A 22,953-nucleotide genomic window follows, 5' to 3' on the forward strand; every position below is an offset into this window, starting at 1 on the left:
GAGGCGGACTCCCGCCGGCCGCTGTCGAGGCGGCCGGGCGGCTCGGCCTGCCGGGCCGCCGGGTCACCGTCGCCGGCCTCGGCGTCTCCGGCGTGCCCGCCGCCAAGGCGCTGCACGCCCTCGGCGCCCGCGTGACGGTCGTCAACGACGGCGACGACGCGGGGGCCCGGACCCAGGCCGCCGAACTGGAGGCGCTCGGCGTCACCGTGCGGCTCGGGGACGGCCGTACCCTGCCCGAGAGCACCGAGCTGATCGTCACCTCGCCGGGCTGGCCGCCCGCCAGCCCCCTGTTCGTGGCCGCCGAGGCCGCGGGCGTGCCCGTGTGGGGCGACGTGGAGCTGGCCTGGCGGCTGCGCGGTCCCGGGGCGGCGCCCTGGCTCGCGGTCACCGGCACCAACGGCAAGACCACCACCGTGCAGATGCTGGCCTCGATCCTGACCGCGGCGGGCCTGCGCACCGCGGCGGTCGGCAACATCGGCACGCCGGTCCTGGAGGTCGTCCTGTCCGGCGAGGAGTACGACGTCCTCGCCGTGGAGCTGTCCAGTTACCAGCTGCACTGGGCCCCCTCGGTCCGTCCGCACTCGGCCGCGGTCCTCAACCTCGCCCCCGACCACCTCGACTGGCACGGCTCCATGGCGGCCTACGCCGCCGACAAGGGCCGCATCTACGAGGGCAACAAGGTCGCCTGCGTCTACAACCTCGCGGACCCGGCCACCGAGGCGCTGGTGCGCGAGGCCGACGTCGAGGAGGGCTGCCGTGCGATCGGCTTCGGCCTCGGCAGCCCCCGTCCCTCGGAGCTCGGGGTCGTCGACGGCATCCTTCTCGACCGGGCCTTCGCGCCCGAACGGCACAAGAACGCCCAGGAGCTGGCCGAGGTCTCCGACGTGCACCCGCCGGCGCCGCACAACATCGCCAACGCCCTGGCGGCGGCGGCGCTCGCCCGCGCGTTCGGCGTCCCTCCGGCCGCCGTCCGGGACGGATTGCGTGCCTTCCGGCCGGACGCCCACCGCATCGCCCACGTGGACCGGATCGACGACGTGGACTACGTCGACGACTCCAAGGCCACCAACACCCACGCCGCAGAGGCCTCCCTGGCCGCGTACGAGCACATCGTCTGGATCGGCGGCGGCCTCGCCAAGGGCGCGGAGTTCGACGACCTGGTCAAGGCCGCGGGCAAGCGGTTGTGCGGCGTCGTGCTGATGGGGGCCGACCGCGCCCTCATCCGTGAAGCGCTCGCGCGACACGCCCCCGAGGTCCCGGTCGTCGACCTCGACCGCACCGACACTGGGGCGATGGCGGCGGCCGTCCACGCGGCGCGGCGCCTCGCCCACCCGGGGGACACGGTGCTCCTGGCACCGGCCTGCGCGTCGATGGACATGTTCGCGAACTACAAGGCTCGCGGAAACGCCTTCGCGGAGGCCGTACGGGATCTGCGGGCGCCCGGCGCCGGGCAGTAGCCGCAGCCGCTCCGGCCCGCACCGCGACCTAGGAGGGGACATGACGGCAGCCGAACAAGGTGGCGCCTCCGGTTCTCGTTCCCGCAACGCGCTGAAGGCGCCGGCCCGCCCGCCGCGGCCGGCGCCGCCCCGCCCCAGGGCGACCGCCCCCAAGGCGCGCACGTCCGACGGAAAGACGCCGCGGGGCAGCGCGCTGCGCGGCACCAGGGTCGTCCTGGACCGCGCCAGGCGGGCCTGGGACCGCCCGCTGACCGCCTACTACGTCATCCTCGGCAGCAGCCTGCTGATCACCGTGCTCGGCCTGGTGATGGTCTTCTCCGCCTCGCAGATCAAGGCGCTGGAGGACGGACTGCCGTCCACGTACTACTTCCGCAAGCAGCTGTTCGCCGCCGTGCTCGGCACCGGCCTGCTCATCGCCGCCACGCGGGTGCCGGTACGGCTGCATCGCGCCCTGTCCTACCCGCTGCTCGTCGGCTCGGTGTTCCTCATGGCGCTCGTCCAGGTGCCGGGGATAGGGGAGTCCGTCAACGGCAACCAGAACTGGCTGCGCCTCGGCGGCCCGTTCCAGTTGCAGCCCAGCGAGTTCGGCAAGCTCGCGCTCGTGCTGTGGGGCGCGGACCTGCTGGCCCGCAAGGAGGACCTGAAGCTGCTCGCCCAGTGGAAGCACCTGCTGATCCCGCTGGTGCCGGTGGCCTTCCTGCTGCTGGGCCTGATCATGCTCGGCGGTGACATGGGCACCGCCATCATCCTCACGGCGATCCTGTTCGGCCTGCTGTGGATCGCCGGCGCCCCCACCCGGCTGTTCGCGGGCGTGCTCGCCGTCGCGGGGGCGATCGGTTTCCTGCTGATCAAGACCAGCGGCAACCGCATGGAGCGGCTGCAGTGCATCGGCGCCACCGAGGTCACTCCCAGTGGCGGCTGCTGGCAGGCGGTGCACGGCATCTACGCCCTGGCCTCGGGCGGGTGGTTCGGATCCGGGCTCGGGGCGAGTGTGGAGAAATGGGGCCAACTACCCGAACCGCACAACGACTTCATCTTCGCCGTGACCGGGGAGGAACTGGGGCTGACGGGCACGCTGTCGGTGCTCGCCCTCTTCGCGGCTCTAGGCTATGCGGGTATCCGCGTGGCCGGTCGAACGGAGGATCCCTTCGTCAGGTTTGCCGCGGGAGGCGTGACGACGTGGATCACGGCGCAGTTCGTGGTCAACATCGGTGCGGTGCTCGGCCTGCTGCCGATCGCCGGTGTCCCGCTCCCGCTGTTCTCCTACGGGGGCTCGGCCCTCCTGCCGACCATGTTCGCGATCGGGTTGCTCATCGCCTTCGCGAGGAGCGAGCCCGCCGCGCGAGCGGCGCTCAACGCGCGGGGGCCCGGCTACTGGCCGGGGGCAATGACACGGACGATGAGGCGGTTCGTCAGACGGCGGCCGTCCGGAGAGCGGTGAATTTCGGTGCATGTCGTACTCGCCGGTGGGGGGACCGCCGGCCACATCGAGCCCGCGCTCGCGCTCGCCGACGCCCTGCGCAGGCAGGACCCGACCGTGGGGATCACGGCACTCGGCACCGAGCGGGGCCTGGAGACCCGGCTGGTGCCAGAACGCGGCTACGAGCTGGCGCTCATCCCCGCCGTTCCGCTGCCGCGCAAGCCCACCCCTGAGCTGATCACCGTCCCCGGGCGGTTGCGCGGCACCATCAAGGCGGCCGAGCAGGTCCTGGAGCGCACCAAGGCCGACGCGCTCGTCGGGTTCGGCGGCTACGTCGCCCTGCCCGGCTATCTGGCCGCCAAGCGGCTCGGCGTGCCGATCGTGGTGCACGAGGCCAACGCCCGCCCGGGCCTCGCCAACAAGATCGGCTCCCGTTACACCGACTTCGTGGCCGTGAGCACCCCGGACAGCAAGCTCCGGCACTCCCGCTACGTCGGCATCCCGCTGCGCCGGTCCATCGCGACCCTCGACCGGGCCGCGGTCCGCGCCCAGGCGCGTGCCGCCTTCGGCCTCGACCAGGGCCTGCCGACCCTGCTGGTCTCGGGCGGCTCCCAGGGTGCCCGGCGGCTCAACGAGGTGATCACCTCCGTCGCCCCGCGCCTGCAGCAGTCCGGCATCCAGATCCTGCACGCGGTCGGCCCGAAGAACGAGCTCCCGCGCTCCGACAACATGCCCGGCATGCCGCCGTACATCCCCGTCTCCTACCTGGACCGGATGGACCTCGCCTATGCGGCCGCGGACATGATGCTCTGCCGGGCCGGCGCCATGACCGTCGCCGAACTGTCCGCCGTGGGCCTGCCGGCCGCCTACGTCCCGCTGCCGATCGGCAACGGCGAGCAGCGGCTGAACGCGCAGCCGGTGGTCAAGGCAGGCGGCGGCTTCATCGTCGACGACGCGGACCTGAGCGCGGACTGGGTGCTCGGCAACGTGCTGCCGGTCATGACCGATCCGCACCGTCTGTACGAGATGTCGCGTGCCGCGGCCGAGTTCGGCCGCCCGCACGCGGACGAACTGCTCGTCGCCATGGTCCACGAGGCGATCGCCGCCCGACGCCGCTGAACCCGGCGCCGGCCGGGCACCTCCGGCACCCCGCGGACGCCGCGGGGGCGACCCGTGCTCCGTTGGGGTCACGGGGGAGGGGGCCCGGCCCGCCCGGCGGCGCGCGGCCGCCCGGGCATCCAGCACGACGACTAGCCTGCCCGGAAGCGAAGGCAGTTGCGACGACCCCGGAGGCGAACGTGGCCGTACCGACGACCGTCGAGGCGGCCGGCGACCAGGACGACGGGCTCCACGGCCCGCCGCGGCGGAGCCGGCGCGTCATCGTCCTCGCGGCGCTCGCCGCGGCCACCGTGCTGGGCGGCGCCGGCGCCTGGCTGCTCTACGGCTCCTCCTGGCTGCGCGCGACGCATGTCCGCGTGGCGGGCGCCGAGGTTCTCTACCCCGACGAGGTGCGCGACGCGGCGCAGGTCCCGCTCAACGGGCCGCTGGTTTCCGTGGACACGGGCGAGATCGCCCGCCGGCTCAAGGCGCGGCTGCCGCGCATCTCCGCAGTGGAGGTGGAGCGTTCATGGCCGCACACGGTCACACTGAAAGTGACGGAACGAACTCCTGCCGCCCTTGTGAAAGGTGACGGTTACTTCGCCGAAGTCGACGCGGACGGCTTCCGGTTCGCCGAGCGTGAGACCCCTCTCAAGGGTGTGCCCATCATCGAATTGCAGCCCGACCGCGACTCCGCGAGCTATCGACTTTTCGGGGCAAAACGCCTTCTGGCGGCGGCGGTTCGGGTGGCGGCGGACCTGCCGAAGGCCGCATACCGGGACGCGCAGCTCATCGAGGTGCGCTCATATGACGACATTACGGTCCAACTGGCCGGTGGTCGTGTGGTGATGTGGGGGAGCGCGGAACAGGGCGCGGAGAAGGCGGTCGCCCTCGCGGCGCTGATGAAAGTCGAGCGTGATGCCGAGTTCTTCGATGTGAGCGCCCCAACATCCCCTGCCGCATCGGACGGTTGACGCCTCCGTCTTCTGTTCGACACCCTGACTGGTCCGGCTCTGGCGTGATCACATAGGGTCAAAAGAAAAGCGGGAGGTTCGGCGTGTTCGTTGAACGCGAACCGCTTGTCGATTTAGTGTCCTGTCCCAAAGACAGTGCGGGACAGACATACTGGTAACCCTAAACCTCAGGGTTAGGGTTCGGATCGGCCGGCCTTCCCGACCGTCCCCACAGGTATACGTAACTCGAGGCGAGAGGCCTTCGACGTGGCAGCACCGCAGAACTACCTCGCAGTCATCAAGGTCGTCGGCATCGGCGGCGGTGGCGTGAACGCCATCAACAGGATGATCGAGGTCGGTCTCAAGGGCGTCGAGTTCATCGCGATCAACACCGATGCACAGGCCCTGCTCATGAGCGACGCCGACGTCAAGCTGGACGTCGGCCGGGAGCTCACTCGTGGACTCGGCGCCGGCGCCAACCCCGATGTCGGCCGCAAGGCCGCCGAGGACCACCGCGAGGAGATCGAAGAGGTGCTCAAGGGCGCCGACATGGTCTTCGTCACCGCGGGCGAGGGCGGCGGCACCGGCACCGGCGGCGCGCCCGTGGTCGCCAACATCGCCCGCTCGCTGGGTGCCCTGACCATCGGTGTGGTCACCCGCCCGTTCACCTTCGAGGGCCGCCGCCGGGCCAACCAGGCCGAGGACGGCATCGCCGGGCTGCGCGACGAGGTCGACACCCTCATCGTGATCCCCAACGACCGCCTGCTGTCCATCTCGGACCGCCAGGTGAGCGTGCTGGACGCCTTCCGCTCCGCGGACCAGGTGCTGCTCTCGGGTGTCCAGGGCATCACCGACCTGATCACCACTCCGGGCCTGATCAACCTCGACTTCGCCGACGTGAAGTCCGTCATGTCCGAGGCGGGTTCGGCCCTGATGGGCATCGGCTCCGCCCGCGGGGACGACCGCGCGGTCGCCGCCGCGGAGATGGCCATCTCCTCGCCGCTGCTGGAGGCGTCGATCGACGGCGCCCGGGGCGTGCTGCTCTCCATCTCCGGCGGCTCGGACCTCGGTCTGTTCGAGATCAACGAGTCGGCCCAGCTGGTCAGCGAGGCCGCCCACCCCGAGGCCAACATCATCTTCGGCGCGGTCATCGACGACGCCCTGGGCGACGAGGTCCGGGTCACCGTCATCGCGGCGGGCTTCGACGGCGGGCAGCCGCCGACCCGCAACCGCGACAAGGTGCTCGGCTCGTACTCCTCCCCCTCCCGCGAGGAGAGCGCCTCCCCGGCCCCGGCTCGCCCGGCCACCCCGCCCGCCGAGCCGGTCCGCCCGGCCTTCAGCGGCCTGGGCAGTGTCACCCAGCGTGAGGAAGAGCCCCCGGCCGCCTCCTCCGGCCGCCAGGCCGGGGGAGAGCCGGTCGCCGAAGTGCCGGCCCAGCCGATCGCCCCGCAGGTTCCCCCGGCGCGTCCGTACCAGGACACCACCGCCGAGGAACTCGACGTACCCGACTTCCTGAAGTAAGCACAGCCACACGTGATAACGCTCAACCTCGAACGTCCGGGCGGCGCCCACTTCGCTTTCACCGACAGGTGGGGCGGGGTGAGCGCCGCTCCGTACGACAGCCTCAATCTCGGCGGCGCGGTCGGCGACGATCCGGCCGCCGTCCGGTCCAACCGCGACCTCGCCGCGCGTGAACTGGGAGTCGACCCCGCCCGCGTGGTGTGGATGAACCAGGTGCACGGCAACGACGTCGCCGTCGTCGCCGCCCCCTGGGCCGACGGCCGGGTCCCGGAGGTGGACGCCGTCGTCACCACCCGCCCCGGGCTCGCCCTCGCGGTGCTGACCGCGGACTGCGTCCCGGTCCTGATGGCCGACCCGCACGCCGGGGTGGCGGCCGCGGCCCACGCCGGCCGTCCGGGTCTGCTGGCGGGAGTCGTCCCGGCGGCGGTGGAGGCCATGGTCGGCCTCGGCGCCCGCGCCGAGCGGATCATCGCGATGACCGGGCCCGCGGTCTGCGGCTCCTGCTACGAGGTTCCCGAGGCCATGCGGGAGGAGGTCGCCACCGCCGTCCCCGAGGCCCGGGCCACCACGAGCTGGGGCACCCCCTCCCTGGACATCGTCAGCGGAGTGCACGCCCAACTCGCCCGACTGGGTGTACCCATGGGTGAGAAATCCCATATTTGTACGATGGAGTCCGGGGATCACTTCTCCTATCGCCGCGAGCGGACGACCGGGCGACTCGCGGGATATGTCTGGTTGGACGGACCGAGTGACTGATCGTACGCAAGAGCGAAGGGCCGAGCTGGCGGCGAACCTGACCGCGGTCGAGGAGCGCATCGCGACGGCCTGCGCGGCGGCCGGCCGGGCACGGGGCGAGGTGACCTTGGTCGTGGTCACCAAGACCTATCCGGCCCGTGACGTGCGGCTCCTGTCGGGGCTGGGCGTCCGCGAAGTGGCGGAGAACCGCGACCAGGACGCGGCCCCCAAGGCCGAGGCTTGCGCCGACCTCCCGTTGACCTGGCACTTCGTGGGCCAGTTGCAGACGAACAAGGTGCGCTCGGTGGTCCGTTACGCGGATGTCGTGCACTCGGTCGACCGCCTCCGGCTGGTCGACGCGCTCTCCGCGGCCGTCGTGAAGTCCGAGCGGGCCGACCGCGAGCTCGGCTGCCTGGTGCAGGTCGCGTTGGACGCCGAGTCCGGCTCGCAGGGCGCCCGCGGCGGCATCGCACCCGATGCCGTCGAAGGGATCGCCGAGGCCGTCGCCGCCGCCCCCGGGCTCCGCCTCGACGGGCTGATGACCGTGGCACCGCTGGCGGGGCCGTACGCCGGTCAACCTCGCGCTGCCTTCGATCGGCTGGTGGAAATCTCATCCTGCCTGCGCGCGGCGCATCCGGCTGCAAACATGGTCTCGGCAGGGATGAGCGCGGACCTCGAAGAGGCCGTCGCCGCCGGTGCGACACACGTACGCATCGGTAGCGCGGTACTCGGAGTCCGGACCGGGCTCGGGTAACGTCACCAAACAAGTCGGACCACACAAAAAATATGGTCTTTCCCCGCTGAGAGGACGCAGAGCATGGCCGGCGCGATGCGCAAGATGGCGGTCTACCTCGGCCTCGTGGAGGACGACGGGTACGACGGCCCGGGATTCGACCCCGACGACGAGTTCGAACCCGAACCCGAGCCGGAGCGCTCCCGCCGCCCGCACCAGTCCCACCAGCCACCGCACCAGACACAACCGGAGGAACCGGCGCGCATCGTGCACGCTCCGGCCCCCCGGGAGCCCCGGATCGCCTCAGTGGCATCTATCACACAAGAACGCCATAGCCTGGAGAAGAACGCACCGGTGATCATGCCTAAGGTCGTGTCGGAACGAGAGCCGTACCGGATCACGACACTCCACCCCCGTACGTACAACGAAGCCCGTACGATCGGGGAACACTTCCGTGAGGGCACGCCGGTGATCATGAATCTGACGGAGATGGACGACACGGACGCGAAGCGACTTGTCGACTTTGCCGCCGGGTTGGTCTTCGGTCTGCACGGCAGTATCGAGCGGGTGACGCAGAAGGTGTTTCTGCTGTCGCCTGCTAACGTCGATGTCACGGCGGAGGACAAGGCCCGCATCGCCGAAGGCGGGTTCTTCAATCAGAGCTGAGATACGCAACCGTACGAAACCGGCCGCGAGGCCCATGACCGGGCAGGGGAGAGGGAAGCGCGATGGACATCGCACTCCAGGTGCTGTGGATCGCGCTGATGTGCTTCCTGCTTGTCCTGATCTTCCGGTTGGTGATGGACTACGTTTTCCAGTTCGCCCGATCGTGGCAGCCTGGGAAGCCCATGGTGGTCGTTCTGGAGGCCGCCTACACTGTCACCGATCCGCCACTCAAGCTTCTGCGGCGGTTCATCCCGCCGCTACGTCTCGGGGGCGTGGCGCTCGACCTGTCCTTCTTCGTATTGATGATCATCGTGTACATCCTGCTCACCGTCGTGGGGGGCTTGCGAGGATGACCGATGCGGGCTCCCGATATGTCGACGATCACGTTGAGGTGAAGAGATGCCACTGACCCCCGAGGACGTGCGGAACAAGCAGTTCACCACCGTCCGCCTCCGAGAAGGCTATGACGAGGACGAGGTGGACGCCTTCCTCGACGAGGTCGAGGCGGAACTGACCCGACTGCTCCGCGAGAACGAGGACCTGCGGGCCAAGCTGGCCGCGGCGACCCGTGCCGCCGCCCAGAACCAGCAGCAGGGCATGCGCAAGCCCGAGCCGCAGGACGGCCGCGGTCCCGGGGCTCCCGTGCCCGCCGCCATATCAGGACCGCAGCCGGTGCCGCCCCAGCAGATGGGCGGCCCCGGTCCCCAGGGACCCGGCAGTGGCCTCGCCCTGCCCGCCGGGCCCAGCGCACAGCAGGGCCCCGGTCCGATGGGCCAGGGTCCGATGCAGGGCGGCCCCATGGGTCCCGGTCCGATGGGCCAGGGTCCGATGGGTCAGGGTCCGATGGGTCAAGGCCAGATGCAGGGCGGCCCCATGGGTCCCGGTCCGATGGGCCAGCACCCCATGGGCGGCCCCGGTCACCCGATGCAGCAGCAGGGCCCCGGTGGTGACAGCGCCGCCCGGGTGCTCTCGCTCGCCCAGCAGACGGCCGACCAGGCGATCGCCGAAGCGCGCTCCGAGGCGAACAAGATCGTTGGTGAGGCCCGCAGCCGCGCCGAGGGCCTGGAGCGCGACGCCCGCGCCAAGGCCGACGCCCTTGAGCGGGACGCGCAGGAGAAGCACCGCGTGGCCATGGGCTCCCTGGAGTCCGCCCGCGCCACGCTGGAGCGCAAGGTCGAGGATCTGCGCGGCTTCGAACGCGAGTACCGCACCCGCCTGAAGTCGTACCTGGAGAGCCAGCTGCGCCAGCTGGAGAACCAGGCCGACGACTCGCTCGCCCCGCCGCGCACCCCCGCGGCAGCGTCGCTCTCCTCCGGTTCCGGAGGCATGGGCGGCACGATGGGCGGCGGTATGGCCACGGCCGGTGCCGGCACCATGGGTGGCGGTCAGAGCTACGGCGGCGGTCAGGGCATGGGCGGCGTCGGCGGGCAGACCCCGACGTACGGCGGCCAGCAGCAGATGTCGCCGGCCATGACGCAGCCGATGGCACCGGTACGGCCGCAGGGACCGGCGCCGCTGCAGCAGGCGCCGACGCCGATGCGTGGGTTCCTGATCGACGAGGACGACAACTAGTCGCTGCGCGACGGCGGTCGCTCATGCGATCGCGGCACCACAGAGGGCCGGGCCCCCAGGGAATCGCTTCCCTCGGGGGCCCGGCCCTTTCGCGCGCTGTGCGGGGGGCGGGCACGTGACGCTGGGGTCGGCACTGTAGGGGGCGCACGTGAGTGGGTGGGTCGGGGGCGGCCTTCGGGGCGGCCCCGCACGTGCCCATTGAACCCTCGCTGGCGTCCGGGGTGACTCCGGGTTGCGGTGTGAGGTCCACCGGCGGTGGGCAGAGCGCCCTGGTGAGGTCCGATGGCGTGGCCGCCTCGCGGGGTGCGCACCAAACGCTGACGCCCCGCCCACGGAACCCGTGGGCGGGGCGTCAGCGTCTGCCCGGGGGGCTACCGCTTGCGGAGGTGGAACGTGAGCCCGAGCACCTCGTCCGTGAAGGCCGGGCCGTAACCCTCCTCCGGGGCGCCGGAGGCGAAGTCCGTCGCCAGGACCTCGTCCGCGACGAGTTGCGCGTGCTCGGCGAGTGCCTCGGCCAGTTCCGGGTCGACCGCGGTCCAGCGCAGGGCGATGCGGTCGGCCACGTCCAGGCCGCTGTTCTTGCGGGCCTCCTGGACGAGCCGGATGACGTCGCGGGCCAGGCCGGCCCGGCGCAGCTCGGGGGTGATCTCGAGGTCGAGCGCCACGGTCGCGCCGGAGTCGGACGCGACGGACCAGCCCTCGCGCGGGGTCTCCGTGATGATCACTTCCTCCGGCGTCAGGGCGACCGTCTCGCCGTCCACGACCACCGATGCGTTGCCCTCGCGCAGCGCCAGCGACAGCGCCGCCGCGTCGCACGCGGCGACAGCCTTGGCGACGGCCTGGACGCCCTTGCCGAAGCGCTTGCCGAGGGCGCGGAAGTTGGCCTTGGCCGTGGTGTCGACGAGGGAGCCGCCGACCTCGCTCAGCGACGCCAGGGAGCCGACGTTGAGCTCCTCGGCGATCTGCGCCCGCAGTTCCTCGTCGAGCGCCTCGAAGCCCGACGCGGCGACCAGGGCCCGCGAGAGCGGCTGACGGGTCTTGACCCCGGACTCGGCCCGCGTGGCACGGCCCAGCTCCACGAGCCGGCGCACGAGTGTCATCCGTTCGGACAGGACGGGGTCGATCAGCGTCTCGTCCACCGTGGGCCAGCTCGCCAGGTGCACCGACTCGGGGGCGCCCGGAGTGACCGGGACGACCAGGTCCTGCCAGACGCGCTCGGTGATGAACGGCACCAGCGGGGCCATGAGGCGGGTCACCGTCTCGACGACGTCGTGCAGGGTGCGCAGCGCCGCCTTGTCGCCCTGCCAGAAGCGGCGCCGCGAGCGGCGCACGTACCAGTTGGACAGATCGTCGACGAAGGACGAGAGCAGCTTGCCCGCGCGCTGGGTGTCGTAGGACTCCAGCGCGTCGGTGACGTCCCGCACCAGGGTGCCCAGCTCGCCCAGCAGCCAGCGGTCCAGCAGCGGGCGGTCGGCCGGGGACGGATCGGCCTCGCCGGGGGCCCAGCCGGAGGTGCGGGCGTAAAGGGCCTGGAAGGCGACGGTGTTCCAGTACGTCAGAAGGGTCTTGCGGACGACCTCCTGGATCGTGCCGTGGCCGACCCGGCGGGCCGCCCAGGGCGAGCCGCCGGCCGCCATGAACCAGCGCACGGCGTCGGCGCCGTGCTGGTCCATGAGCGGGATGGGCTCGAGGATGTTGCCCAGGTGCTTGGACATCTTCCGGCCGTCCTCGGCGAGGATGTGGCCGAGGCAGACCACGTTCTCGTAGGCGTTCCGGTCGAAGACGAGGGTGCCGACGGCCATCAGCGTGTAGAACCAGCCGCGGGTCTGGTCGATCGCCTCGGAGATGAACTGCGCCGGGTAGGTGCCCTCGAAGAGCTCCTTGTTGCGGTACGGGTAGCCCCACTGCGCGAACGGCATGGAGCCGGAGTCGTACCAGGCGTCGATGACCTCGGGCACACGCACGGCCTCGGCGGAGCACTGCGGGCACGCGAAGGTGACGTCGTCGATGAAGGGGCGGTGCGGGTCGAGGCCGGTCTGGTCGGCGCCGGTCAGCTGCGACAGCTCGGCCAGCGAGCCGACGCAGGTGAGGTGGTCCTGCTCGCAGCGCCAGACGGGCAGAGGCGTGCCCCAGTAGCGGTTGCGGGACAGCGCCCAGTCGATGTTGTTGTCGAGCCAGTCGCCGAAGCGGCCGTGCTTGACCGCCTCCGGATACCAGTTGGTGCGCTCGTTCTCGCGGAGCAGGGCGTCCTTGACCGCGGTCGTGCGGATGTACCAGGACGGCTGCGCGTAGTAGATCAGAGCGGTGTGGCAGCGCCAGCAGTGCGGGTAGCTGTGCTCGTACGGCAGGTGCCGGAAGAGCAGCCCGCGCGACTGCAGGTCGTCGACGAGGACTTCGTCGGCCTTCTTGAAGAACTGACCGCCGACGAGCGCCAGCTCCTCCTCGAAGGTGCCGTCGGGCCGCACCGGGTTGACGACGGGCAGGCCGTAGGCGCGGCAGGTCTTCAGGTCGTCCTCACCGAAGGCGGGCGACTGGTGGACCAGGCCGGTGCCGTCCTCGGTCGTCACGTACTCGGCGTTGACGACGAAGTGCGCGCCCTCGATCTCCACCAGGTCGAAGGGCCGCCGGTAGGTCCAGCGCTCCATCTCGCGCCCGGTGAAGCTCTGCCCGGTGGCCGCCCAGCCCTCCCCGAGCGCCTTGCCGAGCAGCGGCTCGGCGACGACCAGCTTCTCCTCGCCGTCGGTCGCGACGACATAGGTGACGTCAGGGTGGGCGGCGACCGCGGTGTTGGAGACCAGCGTCCAGGGTGTGGTCGTCCACACCAGGAGCGCGGCCTCGCCGGCGAGCGGACCCGAGGTGAGCGGGAAGCGCACGTAGACCGAGGGGTCGACCACGGTCTCGTACCCTTGCGCCAGTTCGTGGTCGGACAGGCCGGTCCCGCAGCGCGGGCACCAGGGCGCGACGCGGTGGTCCCGCACCAGCAGGCCCTTGTCGAAGATCTGCTTGAGCGACCACCAGACGGACTCGATGTACTCCGGGTCCATGGTCCGGTAGGCGTCGTCGAGGTCCACCCAGTACCCCATGCGGGTGGTCAGCTCGGCGAAGGCGTCGGTGTGCCGGGTCACCGACTCACGGCACTTGGCGTTGAACTCGGCGATGCCGTACGCCTCGATGTCCTTCTTGCCGGAGAAGCCCAGCTCCTTCTCGACGGCGAGCTCCACCGGCAGGCCGTGGCAGTCCCAGCCGGCCTTGCGGGTCACATGGTGGCCCTGCATCGTCTTGAAGCGCGGGAAGACGTCCTTGAAGACGCGAGCCTCGATGTGGTGCGCGCCGGGCATGCCGTTGGCGGTCGGCGGGCCCTCGTAGAAGACCCACTCCGGCTTGCCCTCGCTCTGCTCGAGAGAGCGGGCGAAGACCTTGTTCTCCTGCCAGAACGCGAGCACGTCGTGCTCCAGCGCGGGCAGGTCGACCTGGGCGGGGACCTGGCGGTACTGCGTCATCGGATTCTGCCTCCGGCGGACACGTGCGCGTGCGTATTCCGTCGGAGGGACGAGAGCGCCTGCTGTGAGTGCTCCCGCGGTACCACCCTCCTTGGTTGCGGGCGGCCCTCGCGGGACTCGTCCGCAACCCCCTCGTTGGGGTCGCGCTGCCGGGTCTACTCGCCCGTGCGGGCTTTCTTCCGGCGGCTCGGGGGTGATCTTCACGTCGCGCACACCCCCGGGCTTCCACCGTCCCCGGGTCGCTATGGGCTGCGTGCGGCGCTACTCGTCCCCTTCCACGCCTTTCGCTCCGCCCAGTGTAAGGGGCAGCGGGGCGCGCTGTCGGCCGGGTTTCCGCGAAGGGCCGGTGTGACCCGAATGGACCGGTCCGCGCCCTGTCACCCGTTGCCTCCGGATTACCTCGCGGAGAGCTGGGCACACTTTGGCACACCTGCCTCCCGACCCGGCGCGGCAGGCGGATCAGGCGGCGAGCCCCGTTGCCGCGGGTCCGGAGCCGATTTATCGTTCCGGAACGATTCACGAGCAATATCACAGTATGTGAAGGGGCTCGGCCATGGTGGGGAAGAAGACCACCGTCACGAAGAAGACGACGGCGAAGAAGACGGCACCGGCGGCCGCCCCCGCGGCCCGGCGGAAGGCCGCGCCCACCGCGCGCAAGGCGACGGCCAAGCCCCCGGCCCCGGCCGCGTCCCCCACTCGCAAGAAGACCGCCGTGGCCGGCGAAGGAGCGGCCGAGGGGAAGCGGTCGATAGCGCGCACGCCGGCGGCGGAGGAGAAGGCGGCGACGTCCACCAGGTCCCCCGCGAAGAAGGCCGCGGCCCGGAAGAAGGCGCCCGCGAAAGAGGCTGTCGTACGGAAAGCGGCACCCGCCGCGAAGAAGGCCGCGGCACCTGCCGCGGGGAAGACCGCGGCCAAGGCCGCAGGAAAGAAGGCGGCCGTGGCGGAGGAGACGACGACCAAGGCGGCGTCCACGCGGAAGACCACGGGACGCACGGCGGGCAGGACCGCGCCCCCCGCCAAGAGGACGGGGACGGCGGCGGAGAAGCCCGCGAAGGCGCCGACCGCGGCGAAGAAGGCGGCGACGACGAGGAAGGCGGCGGGCGGGAAGGCCGCACCGGCGAAGAAGGCGGCGACGGCGGCGAAGGCGCCGCCGGCGAAGAAGACCGCCCCCGCACCGAAGGCCGGGAAGGCCCGGAAGACGGCCGAGGGCGGCACCTCCGGAACGGGCAGGACCGGCAGGGCGGCCGCACCCGCGAAGAGCACGGCCACGGGCGCCACTGTCGGCAGCGGCCCGGCCGCCCGCGGGGCAGCGAAGACCACGAAGGCCGCGAAGGCCACGACGACGGGAGCCAAGAAGGTGGTTGCGAAGAAGACGGCGGCCGGTACGGCCGCGGCGGAGGCGTCGGCTTCGGCGCTCCCCACGGCCCGCATCGCCCAGGCGCCGGGCGCCGTAGCCGCGGGTGACCTGGCCGTACGGCCGGACGAGGAGCCGTGGTCCGAGGCGGAGGTGGACGCGGCGCGCGCAGAACTGCTGGCCGAGATGGAACGGCTGCGGTCCGAGATCACCACCTCGGAGGACGCCATCACCGGCCTCCTGCGCGACTCGGGCGACGGCGCCGGGGACGACCAGGCAGACACCGGTACCAAGAACATCACACGTGAGCACGAGATGGCTCTGACGGCCAACGCCCGCGAGATGCTCGCCCAGACCGAGCACGCCTTGGAGCGGCTCGACTCCGGCACGTACGGGCGCTGCGAGTCCTGCGGCAAGCCGATCGGCAAGGCGCGGATGCAGGCCTTCCCCCGGGCGACGCTGTGCGTGGACTGCAAGCAGCGCCAGGAGCGCCACTGACCGCCGTCCGCAGGCCGCGGACCGCCCTCCGCGGAGCATGCGGAGCGCGACCGCGGAGACGGTGAATCGCTGCGCCCGCGCCCGCGCCCCCGCTGTTCGGACGTACGTGCCGTAACCTCGTCTGCGTCAGGATCCGGACTGGCGCAGACCAGGGCTGAAGGACTCACATGGCGAAGGCACAGGAGACCGCTTCGGAGACGGCCGAGGAGCCGACCGGCGGTACGGACGAGGTCACCGGCAAGGGGCCGCGGCGCATCGCCGTGCTGCTCGGCGTCGCGGCGCTCGCGTACGTCCTCGACCTGCTCTCCAAGATCTGGGTGGTGACCCGGCTCGAGGGGCACGAGCCCATCGAGGTGCTCGGCAGCTACCTGCGCTTCGAAGCGGTGCGCAACGCCGGCGCGGCCTTCGGTTTCGGCCAGGGCATGACCATCGTCTTCACGGTGATCGCGGTCACCGTGATCGTGGTGATCGCGAGGATCGCCCGCAAGCTGCACAGCGTGCCCTGGGCCATCGCGCTGGGGCTGCTGCTGGGTGGCGCCTTCGGCAACCTCACGGACCGGGTGTTCCGCTCTCCGGGCCTTCTCAAGGGGCATGTGGTCGACTTCATCGCGCCCACGCACTTCGCGGTCTTCAACCTGGCCGACTCGGCGATCGTCTGCGGCGGCATCCTGATCGTCCTGCTGTCCTTCCGCGGTCTCGACCCGGACGGAACCGTCCACAAGGACTGAGCCGAAGGGAGCGCGGCGAAGGACGCCCCACGGATCCGGCATACTCGATCAGGTGAGTATGCCTGCCGAAGTCCGATCGCTACCCGTCCCCGAAGGCCTCGAGGGTGAGCGCGTCGACGCCGCCATCGCCCGCATGTTCGGTTTCTCGCGGACCAAGGCGGCCGAGCTGGCCGCCGCCGGGAAGGTGACGATCGACGGCAGTGAGGCCGGCAAGTCCGACCGGGTCTCCGGCGGCGCCTGGCTCGAGGTCGAGATGCCCGCGCAGCCGCGCCCGGTGGAGATCGTCGCCGAGCCGGTGCCCGGGATGCGCATCGTGTACGACGACGACCACGTGGTCGTGATCGACAAGCCCGTGGGCGTGGCCGCGCATCCCAGCCCCGGCTGGACCGGTACCACGGTCATCGGCGGCCTGGCCGCAGCCGGCTACCGGATCTCCACCTCCGGTGCCGCCGAGCGCCAGGGCATCGTCCACCGCCTCGACGTCGGCACCTCGGGGCTGATGGTCGTCGCCAAGTCGGAGATCGCCTACAGCGACCTCAAGCAGCAGTTCCGCGAGCGCACCGTGGACAAGCGCTACCACGCGCTGGTCCAAGGCCACCCCGACCCGCTCAGCGGCACCATCGACGCCCCGATCGGCCGCCACCCGAACCACGACTACAAGTGGGCCGTGACCGCCGACGGCAAGCCCAGCGTCACGCACTACGACCTCGTCGAGGCGTTCCGCGCGGCCTCTCTGCTCGACATCAAGCTGGAGACCGGCCGCACCCACCAGATCCGGGTCCACATGGCCGCCCACCGCCACCCCTGCGTCGGCGACCTGACCTACGGGGCGGACCCCACCCTGGCCAAGCGGCTCAAGATCGGCCGCCAGTGGCTGCACGCCGTCCGCCTGGGCTTCTCCCACCCCGACGACGGCCGCTGGGTGGAGTTCGAGAGCCCCTACCCGGACGACCTGCAGTACGCCCTCGACACGGTGCGAGCCGACAGTGCCTGAGAACGACTACGAGGTCCGGGTCGCCGCCGACCCGGACGACCTGAAGGCGTACTACGCGGTGCGGCACGAGGTGTTCGTCATCGAGCAGGGGGTCCCCGCGGACCTCGAGTACGACGCTCGCGACGCCGACGCCGTGCACGTCCTGGCCACCGGCCCGGACGGCGCGCTCGGCGCGGGACGGCTGCTCCTCGGTGAGGACGGCACCGGCATCCTCGGCCGGCTCGCCGTGACCGGCGCCAACCGCGGGCGCGGCATCGGCGTGGCCCTGGTGCGCGCCATCGAGGAGGAGGCCCGGCGGCACGGCCAGTCCGCCGTCGAACTGCACGCGCAGGCCCATGCCGTCGGCTTCTACGAGCGCCTCGGCTACACGTCCTTCGGCGCGGAGTACGAGGAGGCGGGGATACCGCACCTGTCGATGAGGCGAGTGCTCTGACCGGGGTGAAGGCGGCTTACATGCCACGCTAGGGGTGTGGATCAACTCGCGCTGTTCTTCACCCTGATGCTTGCGGCCATCGTCGTAGTGCCGCTGGGCGACCGGCTGGGGCTGCCGTCGCCCGTGCTGATGACGCTGCTGGGGGTCGTGCTGGCCCTCCTGCCCTTCGTGCCGAACGTCAGGATCGACCCCGAGCTCATCCTGCCGCTCGTGTTGCCGCCACTGCTCTACGCCTCCGTACAGCGCACGTCCTGGCGGCAGTTCGCCGCCAACAGAAAGGCCATCTTCCTGCTGGCCGTCGCCTTGGTGCTGATCACCACCGCCGTGGTCGGCACCATCGCCGCCGTCATCGTGCCCGGCGTCTCGCTGGCCGCCGCCGTGGCGCTGGGCGCGCTGGTCGCCCCACCCGACCCGGTGGCCGCCACCGCGGTGGCCGGGCGCCTGGGCCTGCCCCGCCGCATGGTGTCGACCCTGGAGGGCGAAGGGCTGTTCAACGACGTCACGGCGATCGTCGTCTACAACGTGGCCGTCGCCGCGGCCGTGACGGGCTCCTTCTCCTGGCCCGTGGCGCTCGGCGAGCTGCTGCTGTCCGCTGTGGTCGCGGTCGCCGTCGGTGTCGTGCTGGGCTGGGCGGCCTCCAAGCTCATGGGGGTGGTGGGCGACCCGACCCTGCAGATCGGGCTCTCCCTGCTCGTCCCCTTCGCCTCGTACGCGATCGCCGACCAGGCCCACGGCTCCGGCGTCCTCGCCGTGCTCACCACCGCGCTGTTCCTCGCGGAACACGCCCGCGACGCGGACGACGTGACGGGACGGCTGGTCGGCGCCACCTTCTGGGAGGTCGTCGACACGCTCGTCACCGGCGTGGCCTTCGGCCTCATCGGCCTGGAGCTGCACAACGTCTTCGGCGCCGGCTCCGGCCGCTGGGGCACGATGTTCGGGCACGCCGCGATCGTCGTCGGCGCTGTCGTCCTCGTACGGCTCGGCTATCTGATGCCGGCCGCCGCGGTGACCCGGCGGCTGCACAAGAGGCGCGACCTCGACGAGGACATCCCCATGACCTGGCGTGAGACCGCCGTCATGTGGTGGTCCGGTATGCGCGGCGTGGCGTCCGTCGCCCTGGCGCTGGCCATCCCGCACACCACGGCGAGCGGCGCGCCCTTCCCAGGGCGCGACGAGATCCTCTTCATCGCCTTCTCCGTCGTCCTCGCCACCCTGGTGCTGCAGGGCATCACCCTCCCGTGGGTCGTCAGGCGGCTTGGGGTGAGCAGCGACACCCAGATGGAGCACGACATGGAGATGCTGCTCGCGCTGCGCGCCATGGCCGCCGCCAAGCAGCGCCTGAAGGAACTCGAGGCGACCGAGGAGTTCCCCGAGGAGGTCTCGGAGCTCCTGCACCGCCGCGCGTTCGACGTGGGGGCCCGGATCTGCCCCGACATCGTCGGCGACGAGAAGCGCGAGCGGCACACCGCCCGTGTGCGCCGCATCAAGACCGTCGAACGCGTCCAGCGCGACATGTTCTCCGCCGCCCGGCACGAGGTCCTCGCCGCCCGCAGCGAGCCCGGCTACGACCCCGAGATCGTCGACCGGGTGCTGCGCCAGCTCGACGTGCGCAGCCTGCGGGTGTCCCGGTAGCCGCTGCGGTTCCGCCCTACCGGGACCCCGGGCCCGGGCCGATGTCCCGGGCCCCGGGGACAGTCTGCCGCCGGTCCGGGGCCTCGGCCGGGCCGGGGGCGGTCGCCGTGCTGACGCGGGGCAGCGCGTACGGGTGCTCTCGGCGCAGCCAGTCGATCATGCGCTCCCGCACCAGGCAGCGCACCGTCCAGATGTCGTCGGCGTCCTTCGCCGTCACCAGCGCCCGGACCTCGATGGTCGACGGCGTGGTGTCCGTCACCACCAGGCCCCAGGCCCGGCCGTCCCACTGCTCGCACTCTTCGAGCACGTCGTGCAGGTGCTCGCGCATCAGGTCCATGGGCGCGGCGTGGTCCAGGTGGAAGAAGACGGTGCCGGTCATCCGAGCGTCGCCGCGGGACCAGTTCTCGAACGGCCGGCCGGCGAAGTACGACACCGGCATGGTGATCCGCCGCTCGTCCCAGGTGCGCACCACCAGATAGGTCAGCGTGATCTCCTCCACCGTCCCCCACTCGCCCTCCACGACCACCACGTCGCCGATCCGGACCATGTCACCGAAGGCGATCTGCAGTCCCGCGAAGAGGTTGCCCAGCGTCGCCTGCGCGGCGATGCCCGCGACGATGCCGATCAGCCCCGCCGAGGCGAGCATGGAGGCGCCGAAGCCGCGCATCGCCGGGAAGGTCAGCAGCATGGCCGCCACCGCCACCACCCCGACGACCGCGCTGACCACCCGTTGGATGAGCGTCACCTGGGTCCGCACCCGTCGCACCCGCGCCGCGTCACGGGGCGCGTGGACGGATGCGTACCGTGTGTAGGACGCCTCCACGACGGCCGCCGCGCCCCTGACGACCATCCAGGCACAGGCCCCGATCAGCACCAGCGTCAGCACCTGCGCGACCTCGCGGGTATGACCGCGGGCGAGGTGCGCCTGCGGGTACGAGACGCGCAGCAGCGATCCGCAGACCACCACCTGGAGCGGCAGCCGGGCGCGCCGCAGCAGGTTCCACAGCGGGGTCTCCGGATGCCGGGCGTCCGCCCGGCGCAGCGCGCGGTCCACGGCCCAGCCCACGGCAAGCGTGACGACCAGGGAGCCGCCCACCACGCCGAGCGGCCGTACGACGGAATCCACGTCCTCAGCGGTAACGGGCATGATGGAGCCCTTACCCGACCGTGCGCCGATCATGGGAAGTGACATTGTGAGCTCCGGCCTGACCATCGTGCTGTTCCACTCGGCCTACGGACTCCGTCCCGCCGTGCACGCCGCCGCCGACCGGTTGCGCGCGGCCGGCCACGAGGTCCTCGTCCCCGACCTCTACGAGGGCCGCACCGCGGACACCGTCGAGGAGGGCATGGCCATCAAGGACGGGATCGGCCGTGACGAACTGCTGATGCGCGCCGTCACCGTCTCAGGCCCGCTCTCCGAACGCGGCCTGGTGTACGCCGGGTTCTCACTGGGCGGTTCCATCGCCCAGAACCTCGCCCTCGCGGACGAGAAGGCCCGAGGCCTGCTGCTGCTGCACGGCACCTCCGACATCGCCGAGGACGCGGCCACCGACATCCCCGTCCAGTTGCACGTCGCCGAGCCCGACCCCTTCGAGCCCGACGACTGGCTGAACGCCTGGTACCTGCGCATGCGCAAGGCGGGCGCCGACGTGGAGGTCCACCGCTACCGGGGAGCCGGCCACCTGTTCACCGACCCGGACCTCGACGACTACGACGCGGAGGCGGCCGAGCGGGCCTGGGCGGTCGCCCTGGACTTCCTGGCGGACCTCGCCGCCCAGGACGCGTAACGGCGCAGCGGACGGCGGCCGTTGTCAGTGCCTGCTGCGATCATCCGGAGCATGGGTGTTCTCTACGGGTACTACTCGGCCGCCGACGACAAGGACGCCGCCCGCGCCGTGGTGCGCGCGTTCCGCCGTGCCGAGGCGGACAGCCGCGACCAGCACGTGACGCGGGGCATCGACCCGGTCGTGGAACTGCTCCCCGCGGAGGTCCTCATCACCGGCCGCGCACCGGAGGAGGTGCGGTCGGATCCACGCCGCGGAGCCCTGGTGGGGGTGGCCGGCGAGGGCCGGGTGGTCGCCGTCTCCCTCACCGACACCTTCCGCGACGCGCTCGCGGCCTTCGACGCGGATCTGCTGGACGACGTCGCCATGGGCTGGTCCCGCTCCTCCGGCGGCCTGCACGGGGCGCATGGCCCCGATGTCCTCGGGCCCTTCCTCAAGGAGCTCGCCGGGTTGGCCGGCCGCGCGTCGGCGGACGGGCGGCGGCTCTACTGCTGGATACGCCCCTGACCGAGGGCGGCCCGGCGGGGCGTGCGGCCGCGGCGAGCAGCAGCAGCGCGGCGGACGGCAGGAACACATACATCGCGATCTGCGCGCCGACGACGGACCAGGCGAGCAGCGCCAGGGCGATGACGACGCAGGCCTGGGCGAAGACCCTGGGGAACCGTCCCAGGAGCGGTGGCAGCGTCAGCGGGAGCACGGTCAGCACGAAGAAGCCGCCGTAGTAGCTGTGCACACCGTAGAGCAGTCCGGGCACCGAAGCGGCCAGCGCCCCCGCCGCGAGCACCCGTTGCAGGCGCCCGACCCTCGTCCGTGTCTCCGGCCGCCCCGTCCCAGCCCTCATGGCCGCCCCCTCCCCTGGCGCAGGCATCTTTGAACGCGTTCAACCTAGCGGATCGCGGCCTGGGGCAGCACCGGGTCGGTACCAGCGGCACGACGCGGCGGCGCCGTGGCCGGATCGAGCGGCGTGGCGCAGCACGCGCAAGGGGCGTCGAGCAGTTCCGCCGTGTCGAACCCCGCAGCGTCACCCATGCCGCACATCCAGTCGGCCACGCGGGAGAGGACTTCGTCCGGCCGGGCGCCGGAGACAGCCTGGGCCCGCTCGGCCTGGGGGACCGCCGCAACCACCTCGTCGTGGGTCAGAAGCAACTCGTGACCAACGTTGAAACCAGTGACGTCAACGGTGCCCAGCGGGCCGTCCCGTCGGAAACCGCAGCTCGGCTGGGCGGCGCCTCAGTAGACCGATATGTGCACATGGTCGAAGTGGTTCTGCGTGATGGACCCGCGGTCCTCCATCAGTTTCCAGCCCTGCTGCGGGAGTCGGCTCGACCATATGTGCTGCTCGTAGATGACGTACCAGATGCCGTACTCGTCCGCGTGCTCCCTGACCCAGGCCACGATGGCCTCGCCCAGGGCGTCGGGCTTGCCGGTGGCCTTCTCGCCGGCGGGCATGAGCATGAAGTCGCAGGCCCGCCCCAGGGGATGCTCGCCGCCTCCGACGATGCCGCCTTCCTCGCGGTAGCAGCCGGGGGCGCCCTTGAGGCCGTGGGGGCCGAACTCCTCGACGACGGCGTCGCGGACGGCCTCCATGCGGGCGGTGATGTGCTGCGGCCCACGGGGCTGCTGCTTCGGCCAGTTGGCCGCGCGGACCTGTGCCGTGAGTGTGGGCCACGCCACGGCGGCCAGCACGAGGCCGCCGAGCAGCAGCAGTCCGACGATGGTGCGCCGCCGGCGACGGCGCGCGGTGTCCCGCCCCCTGGTGGTGTTCATCGCAAGCCAGAACGCGCGGCCGCGGCCGGAAGTGCCCGACAGCCCATGAGTCATGGCGGCGCAGAACCCGCACGGCCCGGGCACGCGGGCGCGCGCTCCTGCGTTGAC

23 protein-coding genes are annotated in these 22,953 nt (G+C 71.6%); 17 read left to right on the plus strand and 6 right to left on the minus strand.

Going from position 1 to position 22,953, the window contains the following annotated elements:
• Positions 1-47 precede the first annotated feature (47 nt).
• The 10 genes from murD to ACRWND_RS20340 all read left to right on the plus strand — a co-directional run bounded on the left by murD (position 48) and on the right by ACRWND_RS20340 (position 10,155).
• A complete protein-coding gene (gene murD / locus ACRWND_RS20295; protein WP_431951412.1) occupies positions 48-1,457 on the plus strand; it encodes a UDP-N-acetylmuramoyl-L-alanine--D-glutamate ligase in 1,410 nt (469 codons plus the stop codon).
• 40 nt (positions 1,458-1,497) lie between these two features.
• Entirely contained in the window at positions 1,498-2,898 is a 1,401-nt protein-coding gene (gene ftsW, locus ACRWND_RS20300; RefSeq protein ID WP_431951366.1) for a putative lipid II flippase FtsW, read from the plus strand.
• A 6-nt stretch (positions 2,899-2,904) separates the two neighbouring features.
• The gene (murG, locus tag ACRWND_RS20305; protein WP_431951368.1) at positions 2,905-3,996 is read left to right on the plus strand and encodes an undecaprenyldiphospho-muramoylpentapeptide beta-N-acetylglucosaminyltransferase; all 1,092 of its coding nucleotides are present in this window, start codon (positions 2,905-2,907) and stop codon (positions 3,994-3,996) included.
• A 179-nt stretch (positions 3,997-4,175) separates the two neighbouring features.
• Complete coding sequence (locus ACRWND_RS20310; RefSeq protein ID WP_431951370.1) at positions 4,176-4,949, plus strand: cell division protein FtsQ/DivIB; 774 nt, start codon at positions 4,176-4,178, stop codon at positions 4,947-4,949.
• Between the two features lie 246 nt (positions 4,950-5,195).
• On the plus strand, positions 5,196-6,449 hold the full coding sequence (gene ftsZ, locus ACRWND_RS20315) for a cell division protein FtsZ (RefSeq protein WP_431951372.1): 1,254 nt from the start codon (positions 5,196-5,198) through the stop codon (positions 6,447-6,449).
• 15 nt (positions 6,450-6,464) lie between these two features.
• Positions 6,465-7,205, plus strand: a complete 741-nt coding sequence (gene pgeF / locus ACRWND_RS20320) for a peptidoglycan editing factor PgeF (protein WP_431951414.1) — start codon at positions 6,465-6,467, stop codon at positions 7,203-7,205.
• Complete coding sequence (locus ACRWND_RS20325; protein ID WP_431951374.1) at positions 7,177-7,938, plus strand: YggS family pyridoxal phosphate-dependent enzyme; 762 nt, start codon at positions 7,177-7,179, stop codon at positions 7,936-7,938. Before pgeF ends, ACRWND_RS20325 begins: the two co-directional genes overlap by 29 nt.
• A gap of 63 nt (positions 7,939-8,001) precedes the next feature.
• The gene (locus tag ACRWND_RS20330; RefSeq protein ID WP_431951376.1) at positions 8,002-8,583 is read left to right on the plus strand and encodes a cell division protein SepF; all 582 of its coding nucleotides are present in this window, start codon (positions 8,002-8,004) and stop codon (positions 8,581-8,583) included.
• Between the two features lie 62 nt (positions 8,584-8,645).
• Positions 8,646-8,936, plus strand: a complete 291-nt coding sequence (locus ACRWND_RS20335) for a YggT family protein (protein ID WP_431951378.1) — start codon at positions 8,646-8,648, stop codon at positions 8,934-8,936.
• A 46-nt stretch (positions 8,937-8,982) separates the two neighbouring features.
• On the plus strand, positions 8,983-10,155 hold the full coding sequence (locus ACRWND_RS20340) for a DivIVA domain-containing protein (RefSeq protein WP_431951380.1): 1,173 nt from the start codon (positions 8,983-8,985) through the stop codon (positions 10,153-10,155).
• A 371-nt stretch (positions 10,156-10,526) separates the two neighbouring features.
• Here the strand turns inward: ACRWND_RS20340 and ileS are convergent, their stop codons facing one another.
• A complete protein-coding gene (gene ileS / locus ACRWND_RS20345; RefSeq protein WP_431951382.1) occupies positions 10,527-13,655 on the minus strand; it encodes an isoleucine--tRNA ligase in 3,129 nt (1,042 codons plus the stop codon).
• 528 nt (positions 13,656-14,183) lie between these two features.
• Positions 14,184-15,008, minus strand: coding sequence for a hypothetical protein (locus ACRWND_RS20350; RefSeq protein WP_431951384.1), 825 nt, complete (start codon positions 15,006-15,008; stop codon positions 14,184-14,186).
• A 4-nt stretch (positions 15,009-15,012) separates the two neighbouring features.
• On the opposite strand from ACRWND_RS20350, the gene ACRWND_RS20355 reads away from it, so the two are divergent.
• From ACRWND_RS20355 to ACRWND_RS20375, 5 genes are all read left to right on the plus strand, one after another.
• Complete coding sequence (locus tag ACRWND_RS20355) at positions 15,013-15,507, plus strand: TraR/DksA family transcriptional regulator (RefSeq protein ID WP_431951386.1); 495 nt, start codon at positions 15,013-15,015, stop codon at positions 15,505-15,507.
• A gap of 167 nt (positions 15,508-15,674) precedes the next feature.
• Positions 15,675-16,235, plus strand: a complete 561-nt coding sequence (lspA, locus tag ACRWND_RS20360) for a signal peptidase II (RefSeq protein ID WP_431951388.1) — start codon at positions 15,675-15,677, stop codon at positions 16,233-16,235.
• Positions 16,236-16,293: 58 nt separating this feature from the next.
• Positions 16,294-17,229: an RluA family pseudouridine synthase gene (locus tag ACRWND_RS20365; RefSeq protein ID WP_431951390.1), complete on the plus strand. Its 936-nt coding sequence runs from the start codon at positions 16,294-16,296 to the stop codon at positions 17,227-17,229.
• The gene (locus ACRWND_RS20370; protein WP_431951392.1) at positions 17,222-17,662 is read left to right on the plus strand and encodes a GNAT family N-acetyltransferase; all 441 of its coding nucleotides are present in this window, start codon (positions 17,222-17,224) and stop codon (positions 17,660-17,662) included. The genes ACRWND_RS20365 and ACRWND_RS20370 overlap by 8 nt, the downstream gene beginning before the upstream one ends.
• Before the next feature lie 36 nt (positions 17,663-17,698).
• Complete coding sequence (locus ACRWND_RS20375) at positions 17,699-19,294, plus strand: Na+/H+ antiporter (protein WP_431951394.1); 1,596 nt, start codon at positions 17,699-17,701, stop codon at positions 19,292-19,294.
• Between the two features lie 16 nt (positions 19,295-19,310).
• Here ACRWND_RS20375 and ACRWND_RS20380 read toward each other — a convergent pair whose 3' ends face one another.
• Positions 19,311-20,420: a mechanosensitive ion channel family protein gene (locus tag ACRWND_RS20380; protein WP_431951416.1), complete on the minus strand. Its 1,110-nt coding sequence runs from the start codon at positions 20,418-20,420 to the stop codon at positions 19,311-19,313.
• A 52-nt stretch (positions 20,421-20,472) separates the two neighbouring features.
• Here ACRWND_RS20380 and ACRWND_RS20385 point away from each other — a divergent pair, with 52 nt between their 5' ends.
• Together ACRWND_RS20385 and ACRWND_RS20390 are read left to right on the plus strand one after the other, a co-directional pair.
• A complete protein-coding gene (locus tag ACRWND_RS20385) occupies positions 20,473-21,081 on the plus strand; it encodes a dienelactone hydrolase family protein (RefSeq protein ID WP_431951396.1) in 609 nt (202 codons plus the stop codon).
• 51 nt (positions 21,082-21,132) lie between these two features.
• Positions 21,133-21,585 carry a hypothetical protein gene (locus ACRWND_RS20390; protein WP_431951398.1) on the plus strand — a complete coding sequence of 151 codons (453 nt, stop codon included), beginning with the start codon at positions 21,133-21,135 and terminating at the stop codon, positions 21,583-21,585.
• On the opposite strand, the gene ACRWND_RS20395 is transcribed toward ACRWND_RS20390, so the two are convergent.
• From ACRWND_RS20395 to ACRWND_RS20405, 3 genes are all read right to left on the minus strand, one after another.
• Entirely contained in the window at positions 21,512-21,919 is a 408-nt protein-coding gene (locus ACRWND_RS20395; protein WP_431951400.1) for a hypothetical protein, read from the minus strand. The genes ACRWND_RS20390 and ACRWND_RS20395 overlap by 74 nt on opposite strands.
• A 44-nt stretch (positions 21,920-21,963) precedes the next feature.
• On the minus strand, positions 21,964-22,224 hold the full coding sequence (locus ACRWND_RS20400; protein ID WP_431951402.1) for a hypothetical protein: 261 nt from the start codon (positions 22,222-22,224) through the stop codon (positions 21,964-21,966).
• A gap of 84 nt (positions 22,225-22,308) precedes the next feature.
• Complete coding sequence (locus ACRWND_RS20405) at positions 22,309-22,845, minus strand: hypothetical protein (protein ID WP_431951404.1); 537 nt, start codon at positions 22,843-22,845, stop codon at positions 22,309-22,311.
• Positions 22,846-22,953 lie beyond the last annotated feature (108 nt).

The sequence above is a fragment of the Actinacidiphila sp. bgisy167 genome, assembly GCF_965342175.1.
Taxonomy (GTDB): Bacteria; Actinomycetota; Actinomycetes; order Streptomycetales; family Streptomycetaceae; genus Actinacidiphila.